This is a genomic window from Pseudomonas sp. SCB32, from assembly GCF_009189165.1.
In the GTDB taxonomy this organism is placed as follows: domain Bacteria; phylum Pseudomonadota; class Gammaproteobacteria; order Pseudomonadales; family Pseudomonadaceae; genus Pseudomonas.
In genome coordinates this window covers 4,924,941-4,949,576 of record NZ_CP045118.1, presented here as the reverse complement: position 1 = coordinate 4,949,576, position 24,636 = coordinate 4,924,941, and the positions used below count along the sequence as shown (strand labels likewise).

The following is a 24,636-nucleotide window of genomic DNA, read 5'->3' as shown; positions in this document are numbered from 1 at the left end:
TCACTTGCTCCGTCCGATCAGTTGCAGGAATTCCTGGCGGGTGGTGTTGGACTCGCGGAAGGCGCCGAGCATCACCGAGGTGTTCATCACCGAGTTCTGCTTCTCCACCCCGCGCATCATCATGCACATGTGTTGCGCCTCGATCACCACCGCCACGCCGGCGGCACTGGTGACCTGGGCAATCGCCTCGGCGATCTGCCGGGTCAGGCTTTCCTGGATCTGCAGGCGGCGCGCGAACATCTCGACGATGCGCGCGACCTTCGACAGGCCCAGCACCTTGCCGGTGGGAATGTACGCCACATGCGCCTTGCCGATGAAGGGCAGCAGGTGATGTTCGCACAGCGAGTAGAGCTCGATGTCCTTGACGATCACCATTTCGTCATTGTCCGAGGCGAACAGCGCGCCGTTGACGATCTCCTCCAGCGTCTGCTGGTAGCCCTGGCAGAGGTACTGCATGGCCTTGGCCGCGCGCTTGGGCGTGTCGAGCAGGCCCTCGCGGTCGGGGTCTTCGCCGAGCCCCAGGAGAATCTCACGGTAGTGGTGAGACAGGTCTTCGATCATCGGAGGAATCCTCGCGCCCGCACTGGGCGGGTCATTTCAGGTGCCGGCCGCCGTTGACGGTCAGGGTGGTGCCGGTCACGTAGGGGCTGTCGAGCAGGTAGCGCACGCTCTGGTAGATCACGTCCGCGCCCGGCTCGATACCCAGGGCGGATTTCGCCAGGGTACGCGCGCGGTAGTCCGCGTCGTCATCGGGGTTGAACATGATCAGGGCCGGCGCGATGCCGTTGACCTTGATGCGCGGTGCCAGGCGCGCGGCGAAGGACAGGGTGAGGTTGTCCAGGCCGGCCTTGCTGGCGCAGTAGGCGATGCGATTGGCGCTGCCCTTGCGGGCGACGTCGTCGGAGAGATGGATGATGTCCGCCGGGGAGCCACGTTCGACCGCATCGCGTTCGAGCAGTTCGGCGCAGCGCAGGTTGATCAGGTAGGGCGCGAGCATGTGCAGGCGGAACAGTTCGCCGAAGGCGTCCGCTTCGTGGCCGGGCTCTTCGGTAATCCAGGCCGAGGCGTTGTGGATGACCGCGCGCAGGCGGTCGGTGCGCGATTGCAACGCATCGATGAAGGCGAGAATGCCGGCTTCGTCGGCCAGTTCCGCGTGCAGGCAGATGGCGCCCAGCTGGCGCAGCTCATCGACGCCGGGCTTTTCCTGGCGGTAGGTCGCGATCACCGGGTGGCCGTCCTGCAACAGGCGTTTCGCGCAGTGCAGGCCGATGCGCTGGCTGGCGCCGGTGATCAGGGTGGGAGCCGGGGTGTTGCCCATGCGCGCCTCGTGCAGTCGGGGGAAACGGCGCGCGTTGGAATATCCGAGCGGCCGGGTAGGGCAAAACTATACCAGCCCCGGCGCGGCCGGGCACGGTTGGGGCATAATGGGAGGCCTTGTCTTGCCTTGTGGGAGTGATCATGAAAGTCGCCATTCTGTCCGGCTCGGTCTACGGCACCGCCGAAGAGGTCGCGCGCCACGCCAAGCGCCTGCTCGAAGCCGCCGGTTTCGAAGCCTGGCACGACCCGCGCGTGACCCTCGACGGCCTGCTGGCCTTCGCCCCCGAGGCGCTGCTGGTGGTGACCTCGACCACTGGCATGGGCGACCTGCCGGATACCTTCCAGCCGCTGTACTACGCGCTGCGCGACCGCCTGCCGGACTGGCGCGATCGTCCGGGCGGCGTGATCGCCCTGGGTGACTCCAGCTATGGCGACACCTACTGCGGCGGCGGCGAGCTGGTGCGCGAACTGCTGGTGGAGCTGGGCATGCGTGAAGTGGTGCCAATGCTGCGCCTGGACGGCAGCGAGACGGTGGACCAGGAGACCGATTCCGAGCCCTGGATCGCCGAGTTCATCGCTGCGCTGAAGGCCTGATGCATCCCCGCGCCCGTCACCTGATCGACACCCTCGGCCTCGCCCCGCACCCCGAGGGCGGCTTCTATCGCCGGGTGTTCGATTCGGCACTGGTGGGCGCGGATGGCCGCCAGCAATCTTCGGCCATTTTCTTCCTGCTGCCCGGCGGCACGGCGAGCCGCTGGCACCGCATCGATGCCGACGAGCTCTGGCATTACCACGAGGGTGGCCCACTGGAACTGCTGGTGGCCGAACAGCCGGACGCTCCCGTACGCATCGAAACCCTCGGTCCCGTGGGCGAGGGCAGTCTGCCGCAGCGCGCGGTGCCCGCCCATGCCTGGCAGGCCGCCCGCTGCCTGGGGGATTACGTGCTGGTGGGCTGCACGGTGTCGCCGGGGTTCGAATTCGCCGGATTCAGGCTGCTGGCCGATGATGCCGAGGCGCAGCGGGCGTGGCCGAAGCTGGTCGGGGAGTTTCCCGAGCTGCTCTGAAGCGGTTTCGTAGGATGGGTAGAGCGCAGCGAAACCCATCGATCCGGAGCGCCGCCGACAGCATGGGTTTCGCTTAGGCTCTACCCATCCTACGATCCTGCCTCACTCCGAGCCGTCGGAGTGCAGCGGCATCTCCTCCATCAACGCCAGCCACGCCTTCGCGGCGTTCGACAGATAGGCATCGCGCCGCCAGATGAAGCTGATGTCCCAGCGCAGGTCCGGCTGGCTGAGCAGCACGCGCACAACGCCCGGACGCTCCAGCTCCTCCGCCACCACCCGTGGCAGCAGCACCACGCCCTGGCCGGCGGCCACCAGTGCGCCGAGGAAGTCCGCCTGGCCGCTACGACCACCTTCGCGTGGCTCGAAACCCAGCTCGCGACAGTCGCGCAGCAGGCGGTCGTTGAGGGTGAAGCTCTGCTGGTAGAGCAGGAACGGCGTCTCGGCCAGTTCCACCAGGCTCAGGCTCTCCCGCGTGGCCAGCGGATGATCGGCGGGCAGCAGGGCGTCCAGCGGCTCGTTGCAGAACGGCTGGTGGTCGAAGGCAGGGTCTTCCGGGGTGAGGCCGCCGCCCAGCTCCAGCTCGCCGCTGTAGACCAGCTCTTCCATGGTCTTGCTGCCGCCCTCGATCAGGTGCACGGCGATGTTCGGGTAGCGCCGCCGGTACTCGGCGAAGCGCCCGGCGAACAGCGCGTCGGCGCCCAGCAGCGGCAGGCCCAGGCGCAGCTCGCCACGGTGCAGGTGGGTGAGGTCATCCAGTTCGGTAAGCAGTTCGCGGCGCAGGCGAAGCATGTCCTCGGCGCGGCGCAGTACCACCTCGCCAGCGGCGGTCAGGCGGATGTGCGGGCCGCTGCGCTCCAGCAATTGCACTCGCAGGCTCTGTTCCAGCTGGGCGACCTGCTTGCTCACCGCCGACTGGCTGGCGTTCAGGTGCACCGCCGCCTGGGTGAAGCTGCCCTGGCGCACCACTTCGGCGAAGGTGCGCAATTGCTTGAATTCCATTCTGGAATGGCTCCGATTCGATCAATTCGCTTTGGGGATGATAGGCGCGGGCGTAGGCTTTGCACCATTCCCGAAGCATTTCTGCTTCCCCAACACGTCGAGATCGCCGCCATGTTCCGCCGCGCCTTCCGCCTGATTTTCGAACTCGCCACCCTGGCCGCCTTCTGGTGGATCGGCGGCTGGATCGCCACGCTCACCGGCCTGCCGCTGCCGGGCGGGGTGATCGGGCTGGCGCTGCTGCTGGTGCTGTTCGCCTGCGGGGCGATCCGCCCGGCCCTGCTGCAAGGCGGTGCCGCGGTGTTGCTGGCAGAGATGCTGCTGTTCTTCATCCCCGCGCTGATGAGCCTGCTGGACTACGGTCCGCTGCTGCGCAGCGAGGGCTGGAAGATCCTGCTGGTGATCGCCGCCAGCACCGTGCTGGTGATGCTGGCTACCGCGCTGGCGGTGGAATGGATGTGCCACTGGAGGTCGCGTCATGAATCTCGATAAGCAACCCCTGTTCTGGTTGGCCGCCACCCTTGGTGGCTATCTGCTCAGCCGCCTGTTGTACCGGCGTTACCAGCAGTACTGGCTGTCGCCGATCGTGTTCGTCCCGGTGCTGCTGTTCGCCCTGGCGATCCCGATGCGTGCGACCTATGCCGACTACGCCCGTGACACCAACTGGCTGGTGGCGCTGCTCGGCCCGGCCACCGTGGCCTTCGCCATCCCGATCTGGCAGCAGCGCGCCTTGCTCGCCCGCCACTGGCCGGCACTGCTGACCGGCATGCTCGCCGGCTCGACCATGGCCATCGGCAGCTCCTGGGCGCTGGCCCATGCGCTGGCTCTGGACGGCCAGGTGACCCTGTCGCTGTTGCCGCGTTCGATCACCACGCCGTTCGCCATGGAGATGTCCCATGACCTGGGCGGCGTGCCGGCGCTGACCGCGGCCTTCGTGATGATCACCGGGGTGTTCGGCGCCCTGGTCGGCGGCGTGCTGATGCGCCTGCTGCACCTGCGTTCGGCCCTGGCCCGTGGTGCTCTGCTGGGCGTCGGCGCCCACGGTGCGGGTACCAGCCGGGCCTATGAATTCGGCGGCGAGGAAGGTTCGGCGGCGGGCCTGCTGATGGTCCTCACCGGCCTGTTCAACCTGCTGCTGGCGCCGGTCCTGGCGTACTGCCTGTGATCGGCTGAGGCCGGGCGTTTTCGCTCATCGTTGTAGCGCCGGGACGTGGGATTGCCCACGTCCCGGCTTATGGCGCGTCATTCGGCAAGCCATGTCGGGCGCGACTGTCAGCTCCGTGACAGTCCGCGGCTGGCAGCGCTGGCTAGACTGCGGGCTCGCATAACAACAACGAAGAGGGTTCCGACCATGCACGCCGCACACCCGCTGCCCACCGCGAACGTCAAGGACCAGGTCTCCGCCGCCGAATGGCAGACCCGCGTCGACCTGGCCGCCTGCTACCGACTGATCGCGCTGCACGGTTGGGATGACCTGATCTTCACCCATATTTCCGCCAAGGTTCCCGGCACCGAAGACTTCCTGATCAACCCCTTCGGCATGATGTTCCACGAGATCACTGCGTCCAGCCTGGTGAAGGTCGACCTGGCCGGCAAGAAGCTGATGGACAGCCCCTACGAGATCAACCCGGCCGGCTACACCATCCACAGCGCCGTCCACCAAGTCCGCCACGACGTTACCTGCGTGCTGCACACCCACACCGCCGCCGGCATCGCCGTTTCCGCGCAGAAGCAGGGTCTGCTGCCGATCTCCCAGCAGTCGCTGTTCGTTCTCGCAAGCCTCGCCTACCACGGCTACGAGGGCGTGGCGCTGAACCACGACGAGAAGGCGCGCCTGCAGGCCGACCTGGGCGAAGCCGGCTTCATGATCCTGCCCAACCACGGCCTGATGACCTGCGGGCCGAGCATCGCCGATACCTTCCTGATGATGTTCATCCTGCAGCGGGCCTGCGAAATCCAGGTACTGGCCCAGGGCGGAGGCGCTGAGCTGATCATGATTCCCCAGCAGATCCTCGACGGCGCCATGGCCATGGCCGCTGGCGTCACCCGCAGCAAGCAGGGCCTGGGCGGCGCGCTGGCGTGGCCGGCGCTGCTGCGCAAGCTGGACCAGCAGAACCCCGGCTACCGCGACTGATGGGCCTGCCTGGCATCGCCCTGCGCGACTGGCGCGCGCAGGGCACCTCCTTCACCTTTCGCGGCCACGAGATTCGCTACTGGAGCGCCGGCAGCGGCGAGCCGCTGCTGCTGGTCCACGGCTTTCCCACCGCCTCCTGGGACTGGCACTACCTGTGGCACCCGCTGGCCGAGCGCTACCGGGTGATCGCCTGCGATATGCTCGGCTTCGGCGATTCGGCCAAGCCGCGCGGCCACGACTACCGCATCCTCGAACAGGCCGACCTGCAACAGGCGCTGCTGGTCCATCTGGACCTGCGCGAACCGGTTCACCTGCTGGTCCACGACTACGGCAACAGCGTCGCCCAGGAACTGCTGGCGCGGCACGAGGAGGGCGGGTTCGCCCTGGCCTCCTGCGTGTTCCTCAACGGCGGCCTGTTCCCGGAGACCCACCGTGCGGTGGTGTCGCAGAAGCTGCTGCTCAGCCCACTGGGCGGCCTGTTCGCCCGGCTGTTCAATCGCCGGCGCCTGGCGCACAACTTCGCCAGGGTCTTCGGTCCGGCGACCCAGCCGTCTGAGGCGGAACTGGATGCGTTCTGGGAGCTGATCCGGCATAACGATGGGCCGAAGGCGATGCACCGACTGATCCACTACATCCTCGACCGCCGCGAGCACCGCGAGCGCTGGGTCGGCGCCATGCAGCGCACGCAGGTGCCGCTGCGGGTGATCGACGGGCCGCTGGACCCGATTTCCGGCGCGCACATGGTGGCGCGCTACCGGGAGCTGATCCCCAGGCCGGATACCGTCGAGCTTCCCGGCATCGGCCATTACCCGCAGGTCGAGGCGCCGGAGCAGGTGCTACAGCACTATCTGGCCTTCCGACAGGAGCGGGCTCGATAGGTACGGATCGATCCTTCCGGAGATTCGGAACCGGCTGATAGCTGGGTTCCGCGTGGCGGCGGTAGCTTCCCGGCCTTGTCCAGCCGGAGGCCGCCATGCCACTCAGATCCGTCATTCCCGTCCGTCAGCCGCAGGGTTCGCTGCTGTACCGGGCGCTGCTGAACCTGCGCCGGGATTTCGCCTTCGTCGCCATCCCCCTGCTGTTGCTGCTGGTGGGTGTCTGCGCCGCCGGCTGCTATTACGCCTGGATGATCCAGAACTGGGTTCCCGCCGCCCTGGGCGTCCTGGCGCTGCTGCCGGCCTTCGGCCTGCTGCTGTTCTGGAGCGAGTACGACTGGTGGCTGTTCAAGCTCGGCCCGCGCGAGGAACTGAACCTGCCGATCCGCTGATCATCCCCCGGCCTTATTGGGCAACATTCGCCCCAATCGTCTTGCTTGTGACCGAATCGTGACTGCCGGACACTCCGGAAAAAACAGACCTGCCTGGAGTCCCGACCATGAGTGATGCCCTGCGTTTCGACGGAAGAGTCGTGATCGTTACCGGAGCTGGCGGCGGTATCGGCCGCGCCCATGCGTTGCTGTTCGCCAAGCACGGCGCCAAGGTGGTGGTGAACGACCTGGGCGGTAGCACCCACGGTGAAGGCGCCAACGCTTCGGCCGCCGACCGCGTGGTGGCGGAAATCCGCGAAGCCGGTGGCACCGCCATCGCCAACCATGACTCGGTGACCGACGGCGAGAAGATCGTCCGCCAGGCGGTGGAGGAATTCGGCCGCATCGACGTGGTGGTGAACAACGCCGGCATCCTGCGCGACAAGACCTTCCACAAGATGGAAGACGCCGACTGGGACCTGGTCTACAAGGTCCACGTCGAGGGCGCCTACAAGGTGACCCACGCCGCCTGGCCGTTCATGCGCGAGCAGGGTTATGGCCGGGTGATCTTCACCTCGTCCACCTCAGGGATCTACGGCAACTTCGGCCAGAGCAACTACGGCATGGCCAAGCTGGGCCTCTATGGCCTGACTCGCAACCTGGCCATCGAAGGGCGCAAGAACAACATCTTCGTCAATGCCATCGCCCCTACCGGCGGCACCCGCATGACCGAAGGCCTGATTCCGCCGCAGGTGTTCGAGCAGCTCAAGCCCGAGCTGGTCAGCCCGCTGGTGGTGTACCTGGGCAGCGAAGCCTGCCAGGAGACCTCCGGCCTGTTCGAAGTGGGTGGCGGCTGGATCGGCAAGGTGCGCTGGGAGCGTAGCCTGGGCGTGGGCTTCGACCCGCGCAAGGGCTTCAGCGTCGAGGACGTGGCGGCGAACTTTGCGCAGATCTGCGATTTCGAGAATGCCGCGCATCCGAAGGACAACGTCGAAGCGCTTCGCGAGATGATGGCGAACCTGCAGAAATACGTCGGTTGATCCGGCCAGCCTGACCGGCGGAATAGCCAATGAGGCTGTTCCGTGGCGGCGGACGCAGTAAGGTGAAAGGGCCGGCTTGTAGCCGGTCCTTTGCATTGGTGCCGGCGGCGCCAGCCTGCTAGACCGTAAACAGGCCCTGAGGAGTTCGCCATGAGCGTGATAATCGAGAGGAACGGCCCGGTGACCACCCTGGTGATCGCCCGCCCTGCGGTACGCAATGCCGTGGACCTGCCCACCGCCCAGGCGTTGGCCGATGCCTTGCGCGATTTCGAGCAGGACGAGGAGGCGCGGGTCGCGGTGCTCACCGGCGCTGGCGGCACCTTCTGCGCGGGTGCCGATCTGGCGGCGGTGGCCGAGGGCGGCGAGCGACGCAACCGCCTGGAAACCGAAGGCGATGGACCGATGGGCCCCAGCCGAATGCAGCTGTCCAAGCCGTTGATCGCAGCCATCGAGGGCTATGCGGTGGCCGGTGGGCTGGAGCTGGCGCTGCTGGCCGATCTGCGGGTGATGGCCGAGGACGCGGTGTGCGGGGTGTTCTGCCGGCGCTTCGGTGTGCCGCTGATCGACGGCGGCACCGTGCGCCTGCCGCGCATCATCGGCCAGGGCCGGGCGCTGGACATGATCCTCACCGGCCGTCCGGTGAGTGCGCAGGAAGCGCTGATGATGGGCCTGGCCAACCGCGTGGTGCCGCGCGGGCAGGCACTGGAGGCGGCCGAGGAGCTGGCGCGGGAGATCGCCGAGTTTCCCCAGCGCTGCATGCTGGCCGACCGCGCCAGTGTCTTCACGCAGTGGAACCTGTCCTTCGATGTGGCGCTGGCCAATGAGTTCCAGGGCGGGATGGCCGTGATCGAGAGCGGCGAGACGGTAAACGGGGCCAAGCGGTTTGCCGATGGGGAAGGGCGGCACGGGGAGTTTTGAGGATCGGGCTGAGCGTCTCGTCGGTCCCGCAGGAAAGCCGCGCCGCTCTTCGTAGGAGCGAGCTTGCTCGCGAACTTGTCGAGGCACCGACCTCGCTGCTGATCGCGGATGGCGGAAGGTGTATCGGCGTACAACCGCGAACGGTTGTACGCCCTACGGTACGTCGATCAATCGCGCTGGATGATTACGTAGGTCTTGCGCACGGTTTCCTGGATGTCCCACACGCCCAGGCTGTTCTGCGGCAGCAGGAAGGCGTCGCCGGCCTGGAAGGCGATGGTCTCGCCGCCGTCCGGGGTGAAGGTGCCGCGGCCGGAGATGAAGTGGCAGAACTCCTGCTCGACGATCTGGCGGCGCCAGCGGCCGGGGGTGCACTCCCAGATGCCGGTTTCCACGCGGTCGGTGCGCTCGATGGATTCCACGCGGGTTTCCGACACCGGCTCGCCCAGCGGCACGGCGACCGGGTTGGCTTCACCGAGTTCGGCGTGCAGGGTGTTCTTCAGGTGGGTCAGTTTCATTCGGGGCTCCAGTGGGGTTTCTTCTAACGGCTGATCAGCCGACCTTCCAGGTCATCAGGCCTTCCATGGTCGCGGCGACTTTCTCCGCCAGGCGGCGGCGCCACGGGGCGCTGTGCGGGTTGGCCAGCACTTCGTCTTCGTGCACGAAACTGCGGATGATCGCGTTGTAGCCCAGCCAGCGGCAGGGCTCGGGCTCCCAGCCGCGCAGGCCGTCCTGCAGGCTGCGGTCGTCGATCACCCAGGGTTGCCGGGTCAGTTCGCTGTGCTGGCCGAGGATCAGGTCGGCCAGGGTGCGGCCGCCGAGGTTGGTGGCGCCGACGCCTTCGCCGCCGTAGCCGCCAGAGAGGGCGATGCCGTTGCGACGGTCGATCAGCATGTGCGGGTGGAAGCGACGCGCCATGCCCAGGTTGCCGCCCCAGGTGTGGGTGATGCGTACGTCTTTCAGGCGCGGGAAGAGTTCGCCGAACAGGTAGCGGCGCAGCCCCACTTCATCGTCGGTCAGGCTGAAATCGGTGCGCAGCTTGCCGCCGAAGCGGTAGCCGCCGCGAGCGCCGAAGGCCAGGCGATTGTCGGCGGTGCGCTGGCCATAGGTGACCTGGCGGCTGAATTCGCTGAAGGCCTGACCCTGTTCCAGGCCGATCTCGGCCCACACCGATTCGGGCAGCGGCTCGGTGGCCACCAGCAGGCTCTGCACCGGCAGTTGGTAGTTGCCAAGCGGCGGCAGGTCGGCGGCATAGCCCTCGATGGCCGGCACCACCCAGTGGGCCTTCAGCTCGCCCTGGTCGGTGCGCAGCAGGCCCGGCGCCCAGTGGGTCACGCGGCTCTTCTCGAAGATCTGCACGCCCTGGCGCTCCACGGCGCGGGCCAGGCCACGAACCAGCTTGGCCGGGTTGATGGTGGCGCAATGCGGGGTGTGGATGGCGCCCAGCGCGCTGGGAATGCGCAGCTGTTCGGCGAGCTGGCTGGTGGTGAGCCAGCGGTAATCGTCCTCGGTCAGGCCCTCGGCATAGAGGTGCGCGAGGTAGTCGCGCAGGCGCTTTTCCTGTTCCGGGTAACGGGCGGCGGTGTAGAGCACGCCGCCCTTGCGGTAGTCGCAGTCGATGCCTTCGCGCTCGAGCACACGGGCGACTTCGTCGGGGATGTCATGCAGCAGGTCGTAGGAGGCGCGTCGCTGTTCCGGCGAGAGGCCGGCGAGCAGGCGGTCCTCGCCGAGGATATTGCCCATCAGCCAGCCGCCATTGCGGCCGGAGGCGCCGAAGCCGGCGGTTTCCGCCTCGACGATGGCGATCTTCAGCTGCGGCGCGCGCTGCTTCAGGTAATAGGCGGTCCACAGTCCGGTGTAACCGGCGCCGGCGATGGCCACATCGACATCCAGCGAGCCTTGCAGGGAAGGACGCGGAACGAGGTCGTCGTCCAGTTGGTTCATCCACAGACTGATATGACGCCATGCCGACATAGACGACTCCGGAGGGGAAGTGGGGGAATGTCGTCAAGCCTAGAGGTGGCGCGGGGTTCTGTCGTCTGCGCGGGTACGCGGGGAGTGCCGGCGCGCCCGCCGGCAACTGCCGGTCAGGCGTCGTTCTGCTCGTCGCGCAGACGCTTCAGGTATTCACGCGGGGACTGCCCGGTGTGCTGGCGGAAGCAGCGGTAGAAGGCCGACAGCGAGTTGAAGCCGGCGGAGAACGCCAGTTCGTCGATTCGCGCCGGCAATGGTGGGCGAAGCTGGTCGAGCAGGTGGGTGAGGCGCGTCTGGTTGACGTACTGGTAGAAGCTCAGCCCCATCACCTGGTTGAGCAGGTAGGAAATCTGGTTGCGGGTGTAGCCGGTGGCGGTGGCCACCTGGGTCAGGTCCAGGTCCGGCGCCAGGTACGGCTGGCTCTTGCTGAAGTACTGTTCCAGGTCGTTGGCCAGCTGGCTCAGCTGGCGCGGCGAGAGACCCAGGCGGCTGGTGGCCGGGCGCGGATCGCTGATCTGCGAGCGGTTCTCGACGCCTTCGCGCACCACCGAGGCGTACTCGTTGATCCGCCAGATCATGCCGTCGCGCACGGTGATCGCTTCGCTGGAGTGGAAGGTCGCCAGGCGTCCGCTGAGGGTGACGGCGATGCGGTACTGGATGAACGCGGTGTCGCCATCCACGCGGATGCGGTCGATGTGGTCGAGGAACTCCTCCGGACGGCTGGGCATGGTGCCCAGCACGTAATCGCGTAGCTCTGAGAGTCCCAGGCGGCGGTTCTGGAAGAAGTCGTTGTACTCCACCTGCGGATGGTAGAGCGCGAGCACCGCTTCGAGGTCGCGATGCTTCCAGCACTCGTGATAGCGCAGGACCACCGCGCGGGTCTGGTCGGTGAGATGGCGGTCGGTGGGGCGTTGGTCGATGGCTTGCATAGGGTGCCAAGTCTGCCCCAGACAGCGGCGTTCGGGTAGTGGCAATGCTCCAGGCCTGTCATGGCGCTGTGTCAGCGCCGCCAGCAGGAGCTTGTCGCGGCGCTTGTGTCGGGAGATTACGCGCGTATTGCGGACGGTCCGGGGCTCAGTGCAGGGCCTTGGGCGGCACGCTGATCTCCGCCAGGCGCTGGGCCAGGCGTAACTGCTCGGCGGGGTCGTCGCTGAGCAGCATCGCCCGCTCCAGGTCGTAGCGTTCGGCCTGCGGGCATTCCAGGGTGTGGTAGAGGTCGGCGCGGGCCAGGTGATCGCTGACGCTCGGCGGCCCCAGTTCCAGCACGCGCTGGGCGTCCTTCAGCGCGGCGAGCGGCTCGCCGATGCCCAGGTGCAGCTGCCGCAGATTACGTGACAGGCGCTGCAGCATCTCGGCGGCGCTGGCGGTTTGCAGATGCGCGGCGGTCAGCTCCACCAGCGGCCCCAGTTGGCGCGCCAGCAGGTCCCGGCAGTCGCGGGTGTAGAGACGGCGACCGGTGGCTGGGTCGAGCAGGTGATCTGCGCCGGGGACGCGCAGCAGGAAGCGTCCGGGGAAGTTCACGCCGACCAGGGCAATGCCCTGCTGGCGCGCCAGCTCCAGGGCGATCAGCGCCAGCGACAGCGGCTGGCCATGGCGTCGCTGCAGTACCCGTGGAAGGAGGGCGGCGCGAGGCTGCAGGGGAAATTCGTCGTCTTCGGCAAACCCCAGTTCGCTCATGCGCCTGAGCAATGCCTGGGCCCGCTCGGCATCGGTGGTGGCCACCGGCAACGCCACCACAACCTGATGCGCCAGGCTGTCAAGCAGGCGGCGTGCCTGTTCCGGGCTCTGTTGCGGCTCGTGCTCGGCGGCGATCCACAATGCTGCCTCGAACAGGGCCGGTGGCTCCTGGGCGAGGCAGGCGAGGCAGGCTTGACGCGGATTCATGGCGGTCTCCGGCTGATCCTGCGGTTTTAACCGTTGCGGGCTGCGCTCGTCCAGCACTTGGCTCGTTGCGGGCAAACGCGGGTGCAGTGCGCTGCCTATACTGTTAGGGCCCTGAAGCAAGGGCGCCCGGTCACTAGCAAGGGAGCGCCGCCATGTTCGCCATGATGGAAGCCACCCGGCTCGAGTCGCTGCATCTTACCCAGGACCCGGCCACGGGGCTCAAGGCCATCATCGCCATCCACAATTCCCGGCTCGGGCCGGCGCTGGGTGGCTGCCGCTATCTCCCCTATCCCAGCGAGGACTCCGCCCTGCGTGATGCGGCGCGGCTGGCCCAGGGCATGAGCTACAAAGCCGCGCTGGCAGGGTTGCGCCAGGGCGGCGGCAAGGCGGTGATCATCCGTCCACCCCATGTGGCCAATCGCGGCGAACTGTTCGAAGCCTTCGGCCGCTTCATCGACGCCCTGGGCGGCGCCTACATCACCGCGGTGGACAGCGGCACCTCCAGTGCGGACATGGACTGCATCGCCCAGTACACCCGCCATGTCACCAGCACCACCAGTGGCGGCGACCCTTCGCCGCACACGGCGCTCGGGGTGTTCGCCGGCATCCGCGCCAGTGCCCAGGCGCGTCTGGGCAGCGATGACCTGGACGGCCTGCGGGTCGCCATCCAGGGGTTGGGGCATGTGGGCTACGCGCTGGCCGAGCACCTGGTCGCCGCTGGTGCGGAGCTGCTGGTCAGTGACATCGATTCGGGGAAAGTGCAATTGGCGGTGGAGCAGCTGGGCGCGCGCCCGGTGCCCAACGAGGCGTTGCTCACCACGCCGTGCGACATCCTTGCGCCGTGCGGCTTGGGTGGCGTGCTCACGTCGCAGGTGGTTGGCCACCTGCGCTGCGCGGCGGTGGCGGGGGCGGCGAACAACCAGCTGGCGCAGCCGGACGTGGCCGATGAGCTGGAGGCGAGGGGAATACTCTATGCGCCGGACTACGTGATCAACTCAGGCGGCCTGATCTACGTCGCGCTGCAGCACCAGGGCGAGTCGCTGCCGGTCATCACCGCGCACCTGTCACGGATCGCCGAGCGGCTCACCGAGGTTTACGCCCACGCCCAGGCCGATCACCTGTCGCCGGCGCGTGTCGCCGACAAGCTGGCCGAGCGGATTCTCTACGGGGAGTATTCGGGGCACTGAAATCCGGGGCTGAACTCAGGCTGCAGGAGCGGACTTTGTCCGCGATCGCGGGCATGGCCCGCTCCTACAGGGAACGCTCGGCGCGATCCCGGAGTCCGTCCGCGATGGACTGCCTCACTCCTCGGCAGCCGCCTCGCTGAAAATCTCGTTCAGCGCGTCGGGCTGGTTCTTGAAGGCGCGGGCGAAGGCGTCGCGGTTCTTGGCCATGAAGATGCCGATCTCCTCGACCTGGTCCTCCTTCAGTGAAGGCACCGCCTTCTGCAGTACCTCAGCCAGCGTTTCCGCCAGCTCCAGCATCTTGTCGTGCCGGTCGGCTTCTGCCTTATCCATGAACAGGCGCTCCGGATCGCGGCTGCTGCGGTACACCACTTCGACGGCCATTCATCACCTCGTAAGCCTTCTCTATGTTGGGAGTGTGGAAATTACTGTTTATTTATACAGTAAAGTGATCGCGCAATGCTACTGCTCATGCGCGAACCATTCGCCAGAAGCCTAGACGCAGCGAAGAGGAATGCCGGTATTCGGCCACTATTGCGGCGGCCCGAAGTGGTGCGCGCGCCCTGTTGGCGCGCGCAGTTGCTCCGACGTGACCGGAGCAGGGCGCCGTCAGTCAGAAATCTCCAGAAGGTAGGAAATTGGCTTAGGACGCGATGAGCAGACCGTGGCCGCTGCCAGCCATCGTGGCCAGCAATTGCGGCGCGATGCGGCCGTGCTCGATGGCGATGCCGAAACGGACGCTCTGGATGACCTGCTGTAGCTGCTCCGGGTCCTGCAACTGGCTGCTGCGGATCATGCGACGCGCGGCGACGCCGTCCTCGGTGGAGAGGGTGAGCATGATGCTGCCGTCGAGCCGTTCGAGGCTGAAGTTGACGCGGTACTGCTGCTGGAAGGCGTCGGTCAGTACCTGAAAGGGACTTTCCATGAATCGGTCCTGCCTGTTGTGGGCGTGCCTCTGGATGGACCGGAGGGCCACCGGAAAAGTTCGCCGCCATGTTGCCGCAGTGGATCGCTGACATGACTGCGCAAGATCAATGGCGTAGTGCTTGCAGGCTCTGACCGGCGGGTATTACGCGAAGAATCCTTTACGACACGGAGATGCGACCAATGAAACTGGACTGGGCCGAGCGCCTGCGCGAACGGATGCACGGCTGTGCCGAATCCCTGGGCAATCTGCTGGTGGAGGGCTTCCACTACCTGGCGCTGTTCGCCATCGGCGGCTCGGTGTTCTGGTCGGCGGCGGTGGCGTTCGGCGAGATGATGAGCAAGGGCCATGCGAGCATCGACGACATCCTGCTGCTGTTCATCTACCTCGAGCTGGGCGCGATGGTCGGTATCTATTTCAAGACCAACCACATGCCGGTGCGCTTCCTGATCTACGTGGCGATGACCGCGCTGACCCGCCTGATGATCGCCGACATCCAGCACAACCATGTGCCCGACGACGGCATCATCCTGGTTTCGGTAGCCCTGTTGCTGCTGGCGCTGGCGATCCTGGTGGTGCGTTATGCCTCCTCGCGCTTCCCATCGCCCGCCTCGCCGCAGCGCAGCGGCGAGCGTGACCTGATCAGCGACGACGAGCGCTGATTGCACAGGCGTTGATTCCGGCCCGCCGCAGCGTGGTCGGATGCACTACCATCGGTGCATCCGGCCGCCGAGGAAGACCGAGCCCATGAAGGGATGGAAGCTGTTCGCACCCCTGCTGATCCTGGTGATCATCGCCATCACACTGTACCTGCGTCTGCACGCGCAACCCCTGTTGCTGCAGGGCGAGGCGGACGCCACCGACGTCATCGTCGCCTCCAAGGCCAAGGGCCGGGTCGAAGTGCTGCACGTGCGCCGCGGCGACGATGTGAAGCAGGGCCAGGTGCTGATTTCCCTCAGCAGCCCTGAGCTGCAGGCCCAGCTGGACTCCCTGCGTGCCGCACGCAACCAGGTGCAGGCCAACCTTGACGAATCCCTCCACGGTACCCGCGAGGAAACCCTGCGCGCCCTGCAGGCCAGCCTGTCCCAGGCCCAGGCCGAGCTGCGCAACGCTGACCTGGAGTACCAGCGCAACGAAGAGCTGGCCGGGCGCGGTTTCGTTTCCCAGGCGCAGCTGGACCTGTCCCGCCGTGGCCGCGACGTGGCGCGCAATCGCGTCGCCGAGGCCCAGGCCAATCTTGACCAGGGCAACCAGGGTGATCGCGAGGAACGTCGCCGCGCGCTGGAAGCGGCGGTGCGCAGGGCCGATGCGCAGATACTCGAACTGCAGGCGCAGACCGACGACCTCAACGTGGTGGCGCCGGTGGACGGCGAGGTGGGGCCGATCCCGGCGGAGCAGGGTGAACTGGTCAATGCCTACAGTCCGTTGCTGACGCTGGTGCGGCTATCCGACGCCTACTTCGTGTTCAACCTGCGTGAAGACATCCTCGCCGACGTGAACAAGGGCGACGAAGTGGCGATCCAGGTGCCGGCCCTGAAGAACCTTTCGGTGACGGCCAAGGTCAGCTACATCGCACCGCTCGGCGATTTCGCCACCAAGCGCGCCACCCGCGCCACCGGCGACTTCGATCTGAAAACCTTCGAGGTGCGGCTCTACCCCGAGAAGCCGGTGGAAGGTCTGCGTCCCGGGATGAGCGCGCTGTGGCACTGGCAGCAGTAAGGCGCAACCTGCTGCGTTTCGCCCAGGCCTTTGGCAGCGAAACGCGGGTCGCCCTGCGCAGCTGGACCATCCACTGGCTCGGCTGGCTCTGGCCGCTGTTGCTGTTCGTGGTGATCAGCGGCGTGTACCAGGCAGGCACCCTGCTGGATATGCCGGTGGCGGTGGTCGATGCCGACCACAGCAGCCTGTCGCGACAGATCGTCCGCGAGCTGGACGCCGGCTCCCACGCCAAGGTCGAGGTGCTCGGCGGCGGTCTGCCGGAAGGGCTGCGCCGGCTGCGCATGGCCGATGACTATGCGCTGCTGTACATCCCGCGCGACTTCGAGGCCGACGCGCTGGCCGGCCGCCAGCCCACCGCCGAGCTGTACTACAACTCGCTGTTCTATTCCGCCGGCTTCTACTCGACCCAGGACTTCAGCGGGCTGATGAGTTCGGTCAACGCCGAGCTGCGCCCGCGCCTGGCAGTCGGCATGGACCGCCCGATGCCGGCGCTGGCGAGCGTCGCGGTGTCCTACGAGAGCCTGTTCAACGCCAGCGGCAACTACATCTACTTCCAGCAGTTCGCCGCTATCGTCCACCTGCTGCAGCTCTTCGTGATCGTTGCCACCGTCCATGTGCTGGCCCGCGAGGCGCCGGAGCTGCGCGCATCCTCGCCACATATCCTGCGCGCCCAGGCCCTCGGCGTGCGCCTACTGGGCAAACTGGCGCCCTACACCCTGCTGTTCAGCACGCTGCTGATGGTGGAGCTGTTCCTGCTGGTTGAGCTCAACGGCGCACGGATCAACGGCAATCCCTGGTGGATGCTGGCGATCGCCGTCTGCTACGTGGCGGCGGCGCAAAGCCTCGGGCTGGTGTTGTTCATCTTCACTGCCAACCGCTTCAGCGCCTATTCGCTGATCGGCCTGCTGATCGGCCTGGCGCAGACCTACTCCGGCGTGCTGCTGCCGGAGCTGGCGATGCCGCAGATCGCCCGGGTGATCGCCGAGGCCGAGCCGCTGACCCACACCCTGCATGGCCTGTTCGACCAGTTCCTGCGCAAGGCGCCGGCCGAGTCGGGCCTGTACACCTGCTGCAAGCTGCTGCTGTATCCGCTGGTCGCCTACATGATCGCCAAGATGCGCCTGCGCCGGCGCCTCGACCTGAGCCCGGCGTAAGGAAAGCGCATGGAAAACTTCTGGAACGTCTTCCGCGAATCCCTGGCCAACATGCTGGGCAAGCCGCTGTGGTTGCTGATGGTGCTGTCCGTGGCACTCACCACCTTGCCCTACGCGCACCGCACCATGAACGACCTGCCGGTGGCGGTGATCGACATGGACCACAGCGCGGTTTCCCGCGAACTGATACGCCTGCTCGACGCCGCGCCGAAGATCGCCACGGTCGGCTACGACCAGTTGCCCGAGGCCCAGCACGACCTGGCCTGGCGCAAGCTGTTCGCCATCGTGGTGATTCCGCTGGATTTCGAGAAGCGCGTGCTGCGCGGCGAGTCGGTCACCGTGCCGATCTTTGGCGACGCCACCAACCGCATGGCCAACGGGCAGATCCAGCAGGACATCAGCGCCACCTACGCCGAGCTGTCGCTGCGCTACAACCGCGAGCGGCTGATGCGCGGCGGCTTCTCCGAGACCCAGGCGAACGTCCTGCTGCAACCGGCGGTTGGCCAGCTCACTGACTTGTTCAACCCCGGCACCAGCTTCGCCGCCATCGTCCTGCCAGGGCTGGTGACGCTGATCCTGCAGCACAGCCTGCTGCTCTCCTGCACGCGGGTGAACCTCAACCTGCGCGGCGGCACCCCGCGCTCGCTACGCCAGCCAACCTCCACGCGCTTCGGCCGCTACGCCGCGCAACTGCTGATCTGGACGGTGCTGGCGATGCTCTTCTACGTGATCTGGCCGTGGATGATGGGCTACCGGCAGACCGCCTCGTTCTTCATGCTGATGGGGCTGGTGCTGCCGTTCCTGCTGGCGGTGATCGCCATGAGCGAGTTCGTCGCCGAGTTGCTGCCCTCGGAGGAGGCGGTCTACCTGACCATGACCTTCATCACCCTGCCGCTGTTCTACATGGCCGGCTTCACCTGGCCGCCCCAGGCCATGCCGCAGTGGGTGCAACTGCTGGCCGACGCGATCCCCTCCACCTGGGCGATCCGCGCCGTGGTGGAGATGAACCAGATGAACCTGCCATTATCGGCCGTGGCTGACAGGATTCTCATCCTCCTTGCCATGGCCGCGGCGTATGGATTGCTGGGTACACTGATCTACCAGTACCGTAACTGGCGCTGGGACCAGCTCAAGGGCTGGTGATGGAACGCTTCACGCAAGAAGAGGAAAGGACACCATGATGCACATTCGAATGACCGCTCTATTGCTGCTCGCCGTCGGTCTGTCCGGCTGCGGTTCGTTGCACACCCTGGGAAGCGACGAGGTGGTCAATGCCAGCGACATCAAGCTCCAGGGCACCTATTGCGATGTCATTCCCCGGGTCTACAGCGGCGTGACCTACGACCTGTGCTGGATGCACGGCGAGCGCTTCGTTCCGCGCGGCGGCGTCAGCGGTGCCACTGTGATCTGGCCGCTGGCGGACATGTTGCTGTCCGGCGTGACCGACACGGTGTCCCTGCCGTACACGCTCTACCGCCAGCATCGCGACGGGAGTATCGAGCTGCGTCGCGACTGAGTGGGGCAGCCTCCCCGCTCAGGCGGGTGAGCCATTCGTTGAAAGGGAGTCGAATCATGATCCATCGCTTGATCGCCGCGTTGCTGATCGCGACGGGTGTTACGGGGTGCGGCTCGGTGCGTACGTTGTCCAGTGACAACGTTGCCAAGGTCGATGATCTTCATCTCAAGGGGACCTATTGCGGTGACACTATCCCGCGGGTCTATGGCGGCGTGGTCTACAACCTGTGCGTGATGAATGGCGGCTCCGGCGAGCGCGGTGGCTCAGGCTATCGCTACATGCCTGCGCTGGTGCCGTATTCGGTCATTGATATGGGATTGTCCGCTGTGGCCGACACGCTGACGCTACCCTATACCCTGTACCGCCAGAACCGCGACGGTGATATCCAGCTCGTGCGCGACTGACGTCCAACGCAGAACCCGGAGGATGAAATGACGCAATTGAACGGCAAGGTCGCGGTGGTCACCGGCGCGGCCAGTGGCATTGGCAAACAGGTCGCCCTGACCCTGGCCGGGTCGGGGGCAGCAGTGGCCATTGCCGATTTGCAGCAGGACGCCGCCCAGCGGGTGGTGGATGAGATCGAAGGCACTGGCGGCAAGGCCCTGGCGGTAGCGATGGACGTCACCGACGAGCAGGCGGTCGACAGCGGCATCGACCGCGTCGCCGCCACCTTCGGCAGCATCGACATCCTGGTCTCCAACGCCGGCATCCAGATCGTCAATCCGCTGCAGGACTTCGCCTTCGCCGACTGGAAGAAGATGCTCGCTATCCACCTCGACGGCGCCTTCCTCACCACCCGCGCAGCCTTGCGTCACATGTACCCGGCCAAACGCGGTGGCGTGGTGATCTACATGGGCTCGGTGCACTCCCACGAGGCCTCGCCGCTCAAATCCGCCTATGTCACCGCCAAGCATGGCCTGCTCGGCCTTGCCCGCACTTTGGCGAAGGAAGGCGGTCCGCATGGCGTGCGCTCCCACGTGGTCTGCCCCGGCTTCGTGCGCACACCCTTGGTGGAGAAGCAGATTCCCGAGCAGGCAAAGGAGTTGGGCATCAGTGAGGAGGACGTGGTCAGGAAGGTCATGCTTGGCGGCACCGTGGACGGCGAGTTCACCACCGTCGAGGACGTGGCGCAGACCGTGCTGTTCCTCGCCAGCTTCCCCTCGGCGGCACTCACCGGGCAGTCGGTGTTGGTGAGTCATGGATGGGGAATGCGCTGAGCTCCCTGTTCCCATGTGACAGGGAGCGTAGGGCGTATAACGTTCGACGTTCTACACCGTTTGGTCTTGATGTCCGGGCTCCGAACCCAGCACGACGCCGCTGGTTCAAGGGGCTCCGGGCTTGGCCTGGCACCGCCGGTGCGCCCGGCTATCGGCGTACAACCGCGAACGGTTGTACGCCCTACGTTTGTTTCCCCGCACACAGCCCTTGCCGTGATGGCTTGCTCATGGCATCTTTGCGCAAATGATAAGTTTTCGCATTTGAGGATTTGTTTCACCTGAGCCTCGATGCAGGGCGTTCGTGCGCAGGGGGCTCCCGTGACGTCGGCTACACACCATTCGCAGGTCGGCGAGCTCTACGCCGGCCATCACTCCTGGCTGCTCGGCTGGCTCTATCGCCGCCTGGAATGCCGCCACCAGGCCGCCGATCTCGCCCAGGACACCTTCGTCCGCCTGCTCGGTCGCAGCGAACTCAAGGGCCTGCGCGAGCCCCGAGCCTTCCTCGCCACCGTCGCCCGCGGACTGATGGTCGATCATTTCCGCCGCCAGAGCCTGGAGCGCGCCTGGCTCGACAGCCTGGCGCAGCAGCCCGAGGCCGAGGCGCCGTCCACCGAGGAGCGGGCGATGGTGCTGGAGACCCTGATGGAAATCGACCGCCTGCTCGACGGCCTGCGACCGGTGGTACGCAGCGCCTTCCTGCTGTCGCAGCTCGACGGCCTGCCTTATCCACAGATCGCCGAGCGCCTGGGCGTTTCGCTCAGCTCGGTGCAGCAATACATGACCCAGGCTTTCAGCCATTGCTACCAGGCGCTCTACCCATGAATCCCAGCGGCGCAGTGGACGCGGCCCCGCGTCTGGAGCATTCGGTGGTGGAGCAGGCCATCGGTTGGCGCGTACGTCTGGCCTCCGGGCTGGCCGCCGCCGACGAGATCGCTGCCTGCCAGCGCTGGCGGGCGTCCGATCCGGCCCATGAGCAGGCCTGGCAGCGCCTGGAATTCTTCGACGGACGCCTGGGCGGCGTCGCACCGGCCGTGGCCAGCCGCTCGCTGCGCCGAGCGGCGATCGATCCGGCGCGGCGACGGGCCTTGAAGAGCCTGTTGCTGCTCGCCAGCAGCGCGGCTGTGGTAGGCAGCGGCACCTTCGGCCTGCGTGATTCGCCCTGGTTGGCGCAACAGCGCACCTCGGTCGGCGAGCGCCGGCGCATTGCGCTGCCCGATGGCGGTTGGTTGCAGCTCAATACCGACAGTGCCGTGGATATCACCTACGACTCGCAAGTCCGCCGCGTGCGCCTGTACAGCGGCGAGATGCTGGTGCAGACCGGCCCGGACAGGGCTCGCCGCACCTTCTGGGTAGACACTCCGTTGGGCCGCCTACAGGCGCTGGGCACACGCTTCGCCGTGCGCCTGGATGGCAGCGATGCGCGGCTGTGCGTGCAGGAGGGCGCGGTGGCCGTCACGCCGGCACTGCGCGATGAGCCGACCGAGGTGATAGTCGCCGGTCGCCAGGTGCGTTTCGACCGCCAGGGGCTGTACGGCGAGACGGCGCTGGACGCCGATTCGCTGGCCTGGAGCGACGGCTATCTGGTGGCACGGCAGTGGACACTCGGCCGTCTGTGCGCGGAGTTGGCGCGCTACCGATCCGGGGTGTTGCGTTGCGATCCGGCGGTGGCGGACCTGGCGATCTCCGGCGTGTTCCCGCTGGACCGGCCGGAGCAGGCCATTGCCGCCCTGCAACGCAGCCTACCAGTGCGTGCGCAGTATCGGACGCGCTGGTGGGTGACGCTGGTGCCGGTGGCTTGAGTTCCATCGCTCCGTGGGCGTTGCCTTTGTAGGAGCGCCCCATGGGCGCGAATCGCGGGCATGGCCCGCTCCTACAGGTTCACACCGCCTTGGGCAAGGGCGCGAACAGCGCGTCGATATCCGCGTCGTCGAGCTGCCAGTCGGAGCCTGTGCCTTCGAGGATGCCCGCCGCCAGCGCCGCCTTGTCGCGCTGCAGCAGCTGGATCTTCTCTTCCACCGTGCCTCGGGCGATCAGCTTGTAGACGAACACCGGCTTGTCCTGGCCGATGCGGTAGGCGCGGTCGCTGGCCTGGTTCTCGGCGGCCGGATTCCACCAGGGGTCGTAGTGGATCACGGTGTCGGCGGCGGTCAGGTTCAGGCCGACGCCGCCGGCCTTCAGGCTGATCAGGAACAGCGGCACGCGGCCCTCCTGGAAGTCCTTCACCGGCGCACGGCGGTCACGGGTGTCGCCGGTGAGCAGGGTGTACTCCAGATTGCGCTCGGCCAGCGCCTCGCCGATCAGCGCGAGCATCGAGGTGAACTGCGAGAACACCAGCACGCGGCGGCCTTCGGCGAGCAGCTCTTCGAGCATGTCGAGCAGGTAGACCAGCTTGCCCGAGGTGACCGCGCGCGCCGACTTGCTGGACGGCGGCGGGGCTTCCTTGTTCACCAGGCGTATGTCGCAGCACACCTGGCGCAGCTTCAGCAGTGCCTCGAGGATGATGATACGGCTGCGCGCCAGGCCGCGCCGGGCGATCTCGTCGCGCACCTTGCGGTCCAGCGCCAGGCGCACGGTTTCGTAGAGGTCGCGTTGCGCCTCGCTGAGCTCGATATGCTGGATGAACTCACTCTTGGGCGGCAGCTCCGATGCCACCTGCTCCTTGGTGCGGCGCAGCAGGAAGGGGCGGATGCGCGCGGCCAGGTGCGTCAGCCGCGCCTGGTCGCCGTGGCGTTCGATGGGGGTGCGGTAGTCGATGGCGAACTGGCGGGCATCGCCCAGCCAGCCGGGCAGCAGGAAGTGGAACAGCGACCACAGCTCGCCCAGGTGATTCTCCAGCGGGGTGCCGGTCAGGCACAGCCGGTTGCGCGCGTGCAGGTGGCGCGCGGCCTGGGCGGCCTTGGTGCCGGCGTTCTTGATGTTCTGCGCCTCGTCGAGGATCAGCAGGTGATACTCGTGCTGCGCGAGCTTCTCCGCATCACGGGGTAGCAGGGCGTAGGTGGTGAGGATCAGGTCGTGCTCGGCGATCTTCGCGAACGCCTTGCGCCGGCCGGCGCCGTGCAGCGCGAGCACGCGCAGGTCCGGGGTGAAGCGCTCGGCCTCGTCCAGCCAGTTGGGGATCAGGCTGGTGGGCATGATCACCAGCGCCGGGCTGGTCAGGCGCCCGGCCTGCTTCTCCAGCAGAATGTGGGCGAGGGACTGCAGCGTCTTGCCCAGGCCCATGTCGTCGGCAAGGATGCCGCTGGCGCCGACTTCGCGCAGGGTCTGCATCCAACTGAGACCTTCGTGCTGGTAGGCGCGCAGTTCGGCGTTGAGGCCGGCGGGAATCTGCGCTGGGCGCGCGCGATAGTCGCGCAGGCGGTGGGCGATCTCGCGTAGCTGCTCGCCACCCTCCCAGGCCAGCGGCAACTCTTCCAGCTCGGAGAGGCGCGAGGCGTCGGCCGCGCCCATGCGCAGGCGACGTACCGGCGGCTGTTCGCCGATGTAGAACTCTGACAGCGTGCCGAGCATCGGCTTGAGCTTGCCGAATGGCAGTGAGACCCGCAGCGGACGGTCGGAAGCGGTCTGCCAGGTGTGGATCGGGGTGCGCCCGGCATCCAGGCGCAGGACCAGTTGTTCGTCGTCGGCGTGACGGGCGAGGGCGACCGGGTCGAGCAGCGCCGGCATGCGTCGGATCAGCTCGATCAGCGACGGCAACAGGCTGATGCGGCGGCCATCGACCTGGATACCCAGCTCCAGGTCGAACCACTGGCGGTCCTCGGTTTCCTCGATCTCGGCGTACCAGTCTTCGACCGGCGAGATGTCGAAAACGAACTCCGGGCGCACGTCGATTTCCCAGCCCTGGTCACGCAGCTGCGGCAGGCCTTCGCGCATGAACTCCTGCCAAGCGCTGTCGTCGGGCAGCTCGAACATTTCCCCGGCGCTGTCCTCCAGCGCATCACTGCGCCGCATTGCCGGCTTGAAGCCCAGTTCGCGCAGGTCCAGGCGCCAGGCATGCTCGAGTTCCAGCTGGCGGCTGACGCGGACGATGCGGTCGTCGCGGAACACCCGGATCTCGCGCCCCGAACGCGGGGTGACGCTGCCGGAGACCGGCATGTCGTCATACAGGAAGGCCAGTGCGGCGCGATGCCGGGAGATGTTCTGCATGCGCCCGCTGCGCAGGTCGAAGCCGCTGTGCACATGGCTGCCCAGGGTCAGCCGCGGCCGTGGCGCGAATTCGTCGCGCTCCATGGCGGGCAGTGGAGATTCGGCGGGTGGCTTCATCCGAGTTTCCTTCCGGCGATCCAGCCGAGTACGCAAACGCCCGATGATACCGCGATTTTTCTTTAGTGGGCGCGGAAGGAAACCAGCGGTC

At 66.8% G+C, this 24,636-nt stretch carries 29 protein-coding genes; 19 read left to right on the top strand and 10 right to left on the bottom strand.

Translation table 11 applies throughout. From position 1 onward, the window contains the following. Positions 1 to 561, bottom strand: a complete 561-nt coding sequence (gene folE, locus GA645_RS22565) for a GTP cyclohydrolase I FolE (protein WP_152225628.1) — start codon at positions 559 to 561, stop codon at positions 1 to 3. A gap of 31 nt (positions 562 to 592) precedes the next feature. Then, positions 593 to 1,318, bottom strand: a complete 726-nt coding sequence (gene folM, locus GA645_RS22560; protein ID WP_152225626.1) for a dihydromonapterin reductase — start codon at positions 1,316 to 1,318, stop codon at positions 593 to 595. 140 nt (positions 1,319 to 1,458) lie between these two features. Here folM and GA645_RS22555 point away from each other — a divergent pair, with 140 nt between their 5' ends. Then, entirely contained in the window at positions 1,459 to 1,911 is a 453-nt protein-coding gene (locus GA645_RS22555; RefSeq protein WP_152225624.1) for a flavodoxin, read from the top strand. Continuing rightward, positions 1,911 to 2,381 carry a cupin domain-containing protein gene (locus GA645_RS22550; RefSeq protein ID WP_152225622.1) on the top strand — a complete coding sequence of 157 codons (471 nt, stop codon included), beginning with the start codon at positions 1,911 to 1,913 and terminating at the stop codon, positions 2,379 to 2,381. Before GA645_RS22555 ends, GA645_RS22550 begins: the two co-directional genes overlap by 1 nt. A 102-nt stretch (positions 2,382 to 2,483) precedes the next feature. Here the strand turns inward: GA645_RS22550 and GA645_RS22545 are convergent, their stop codons facing one another. Then, the gene (locus GA645_RS22545; RefSeq protein ID WP_152225620.1) at positions 2,484 to 3,380 is read right to left on the bottom strand and encodes a LysR family transcriptional regulator; all 897 of its coding nucleotides are present in this window, start codon (positions 3,378 to 3,380) and stop codon (positions 2,484 to 2,486) included. A gap of 111 nt (positions 3,381 to 3,491) precedes the next feature. Here GA645_RS22545 and GA645_RS22540 point away from each other — a divergent pair, with 111 nt between their 5' ends. From GA645_RS22540 to GA645_RS22510, 7 genes are all read left to right on the top strand, one after another. After that, positions 3,492 to 3,869, top strand: a complete 378-nt coding sequence (locus tag GA645_RS22540) for a CidA/LrgA family protein (protein ID WP_152225618.1) — start codon at positions 3,492 to 3,494, stop codon at positions 3,867 to 3,869. Continuing rightward, complete coding sequence (locus tag GA645_RS22535; protein ID WP_152225616.1) at positions 3,856 to 4,542, top strand: LrgB family protein; 687 nt, start codon at positions 3,856 to 3,858, stop codon at positions 4,540 to 4,542. Before GA645_RS22540 ends, GA645_RS22535 begins: the two co-directional genes overlap by 14 nt. Positions 4,543 to 4,728: 186 nt before the next feature. Beyond that, on the top strand, positions 4,729 to 5,511 hold the full coding sequence (locus GA645_RS22530) for a class II aldolase/adducin family protein (protein WP_152225614.1): 783 nt from the start codon (positions 4,729 to 4,731) through the stop codon (positions 5,509 to 5,511). After that, positions 5,511 to 6,389, top strand: a complete 879-nt coding sequence (locus tag GA645_RS22525; protein ID WP_152225612.1) for an alpha/beta fold hydrolase — start codon at positions 5,511 to 5,513, stop codon at positions 6,387 to 6,389. Before GA645_RS22530 ends, GA645_RS22525 begins: the two co-directional genes overlap by 1 nt. A gap of 95 nt (positions 6,390 to 6,484) precedes the next feature. Beyond that, entirely contained in the window at positions 6,485 to 6,778 is a 294-nt protein-coding gene (locus tag GA645_RS22520; RefSeq protein WP_152225610.1) for a hypothetical protein, read from the top strand. Positions 6,779 to 6,885: 107 nt separating this feature from the next. Further along, a complete protein-coding gene (locus GA645_RS22515) occupies positions 6,886 to 7,797 on the top strand; it encodes an SDR family oxidoreductase (protein ID WP_152225608.1) in 912 nt (303 codons plus the stop codon). 150 nt (positions 7,798 to 7,947) lie between these two features. Beyond that, positions 7,948 to 8,715 (top strand): crotonase/enoyl-CoA hydratase family protein, encoded by a 768-nt coding sequence (locus tag GA645_RS22510; protein WP_152225606.1) that lies wholly within the window; start codon positions 7,948 to 7,950, stop codon positions 8,713 to 8,715. A 167-nt stretch (positions 8,716 to 8,882) separates the two neighbouring features. On the opposite strand, the gene GA645_RS22505 is transcribed toward GA645_RS22510, so the two are convergent. From GA645_RS22505 to GA645_RS22490, 4 genes are all read right to left on the bottom strand, one after another. Beyond that, positions 8,883 to 9,230 (bottom strand): cupin domain-containing protein, encoded by a 348-nt coding sequence (locus GA645_RS22505; protein ID WP_152225604.1) that lies wholly within the window; start codon positions 9,228 to 9,230, stop codon positions 8,883 to 8,885. Positions 9,231 to 9,264: 34 nt separating this feature from the next. Then, a complete protein-coding gene (locus GA645_RS22500; RefSeq protein WP_152225602.1) occupies positions 9,265 to 10,686 on the bottom strand; it encodes an FAD-binding oxidoreductase in 1,422 nt (473 codons plus the stop codon). Positions 10,687 to 10,799: 113 nt separating this feature from the next. Next, positions 10,800 to 11,552, bottom strand: a complete 753-nt coding sequence (locus GA645_RS22495; RefSeq protein WP_372239815.1) for a helix-turn-helix domain-containing protein — start codon at positions 11,550 to 11,552, stop codon at positions 10,800 to 10,802. A 208-nt stretch (positions 11,553 to 11,760) separates the two neighbouring features. After that, positions 11,761 to 12,570, bottom strand: coding sequence for a SirB1 family protein (locus GA645_RS22490; RefSeq protein ID WP_152225598.1), 810 nt, complete (start codon positions 12,568 to 12,570; stop codon positions 11,761 to 11,763). Between the two features lie 152 nt (positions 12,571 to 12,722). On the opposite strand from GA645_RS22490, the gene GA645_RS22485 reads away from it, so the two are divergent. After that, positions 12,723 to 13,757 (top strand): Glu/Leu/Phe/Val dehydrogenase, encoded by a 1,035-nt coding sequence (locus GA645_RS22485; protein WP_152225596.1) that lies wholly within the window; start codon positions 12,723 to 12,725, stop codon positions 13,755 to 13,757. 114 nt (positions 13,758 to 13,871) lie between these two features. Here GA645_RS22485 and GA645_RS22480 read toward each other — a convergent pair whose 3' ends face one another. Further along, complete coding sequence (locus GA645_RS22480) at positions 13,872 to 14,138, bottom strand: YebG family protein (protein ID WP_152225594.1); 267 nt, start codon at positions 14,136 to 14,138, stop codon at positions 13,872 to 13,874. 259 nt (positions 14,139 to 14,397) lie between these two features. Next, positions 14,398 to 14,679 (bottom strand): DUF3509 domain-containing protein, encoded by a 282-nt coding sequence (locus GA645_RS22475; protein ID WP_152225592.1) that lies wholly within the window; start codon positions 14,677 to 14,679, stop codon positions 14,398 to 14,400. Positions 14,680 to 14,861: 182 nt separating this feature from the next. On the opposite strand from GA645_RS22475, the gene GA645_RS22470 reads away from it, so the two are divergent. From GA645_RS22470 to GA645_RS22430, 9 genes are all read left to right on the top strand, one after another. Continuing rightward, complete coding sequence (locus GA645_RS22470; protein WP_152225591.1) at positions 14,862 to 15,341, top strand: phosphate-starvation-inducible protein PsiE; 480 nt, start codon at positions 14,862 to 14,864, stop codon at positions 15,339 to 15,341. An 85-nt stretch (positions 15,342 to 15,426) separates the two neighbouring features. Next, complete coding sequence (locus tag GA645_RS22465) at positions 15,427 to 16,398, top strand: HlyD family secretion protein (protein WP_152225588.1); 972 nt, start codon at positions 15,427 to 15,429, stop codon at positions 16,396 to 16,398. Beyond that, the gene (locus tag GA645_RS22460; protein WP_152225585.1) at positions 16,380 to 17,552 is read left to right on the top strand and encodes an ABC transporter permease; all 1,173 of its coding nucleotides are present in this window, start codon (positions 16,380 to 16,382) and stop codon (positions 17,550 to 17,552) included. The genes GA645_RS22465 and GA645_RS22460 overlap by 19 nt, the downstream gene beginning before the upstream one ends. A 9-nt stretch (positions 17,553 to 17,561) precedes the next feature. After that, positions 17,562 to 18,695, top strand: a complete 1,134-nt coding sequence (locus GA645_RS22455; RefSeq protein WP_152225584.1) for an ABC transporter permease — start codon at positions 17,562 to 17,564, stop codon at positions 18,693 to 18,695. A gap of 34 nt (positions 18,696 to 18,729) precedes the next feature. Further along, the gene (locus GA645_RS22450; protein WP_152225582.1) at positions 18,730 to 19,068 is read left to right on the top strand and encodes a YceK/YidQ family lipoprotein; all 339 of its coding nucleotides are present in this window, start codon (positions 18,730 to 18,732) and stop codon (positions 19,066 to 19,068) included. Positions 19,069 to 19,124: 56 nt separating this feature from the next. After that, a complete protein-coding gene (locus GA645_RS22445) occupies positions 19,125 to 19,472 on the top strand; it encodes a YceK/YidQ family lipoprotein (RefSeq protein WP_152225579.1) in 348 nt (115 codons plus the stop codon). A gap of 27 nt (positions 19,473 to 19,499) precedes the next feature. After that, positions 19,500 to 20,285, top strand: coding sequence for a 3-hydroxybutyrate dehydrogenase (locus tag GA645_RS22440; protein WP_152225577.1), 786 nt, complete (start codon positions 19,500 to 19,502; stop codon positions 20,283 to 20,285). 288 nt (positions 20,286 to 20,573) lie between these two features. After that, positions 20,574 to 21,107 (top strand): sigma-70 family RNA polymerase sigma factor, encoded by a 534-nt coding sequence (locus GA645_RS22435; RefSeq protein WP_152225575.1) that lies wholly within the window; start codon positions 20,574 to 20,576, stop codon positions 21,105 to 21,107. Beyond that, positions 21,104 to 22,084, top strand: coding sequence for a FecR domain-containing protein (locus GA645_RS22430; protein ID WP_152225573.1), 981 nt, complete (start codon positions 21,104 to 21,106; stop codon positions 22,082 to 22,084). The genes GA645_RS22435 and GA645_RS22430 overlap by 4 nt, the downstream gene beginning before the upstream one ends. Before the next feature lie 79 nt (positions 22,085 to 22,163). On the opposite strand, the gene GA645_RS22425 is transcribed toward GA645_RS22430, so the two are convergent. Then, positions 22,164 to 24,194, bottom strand: coding sequence for a DEAD/DEAH box helicase (locus GA645_RS22425; protein WP_152228254.1), 2,031 nt, complete (start codon positions 24,192 to 24,194; stop codon positions 22,164 to 22,166). Positions 24,195 to 24,636 lie beyond the last annotated feature (442 nt).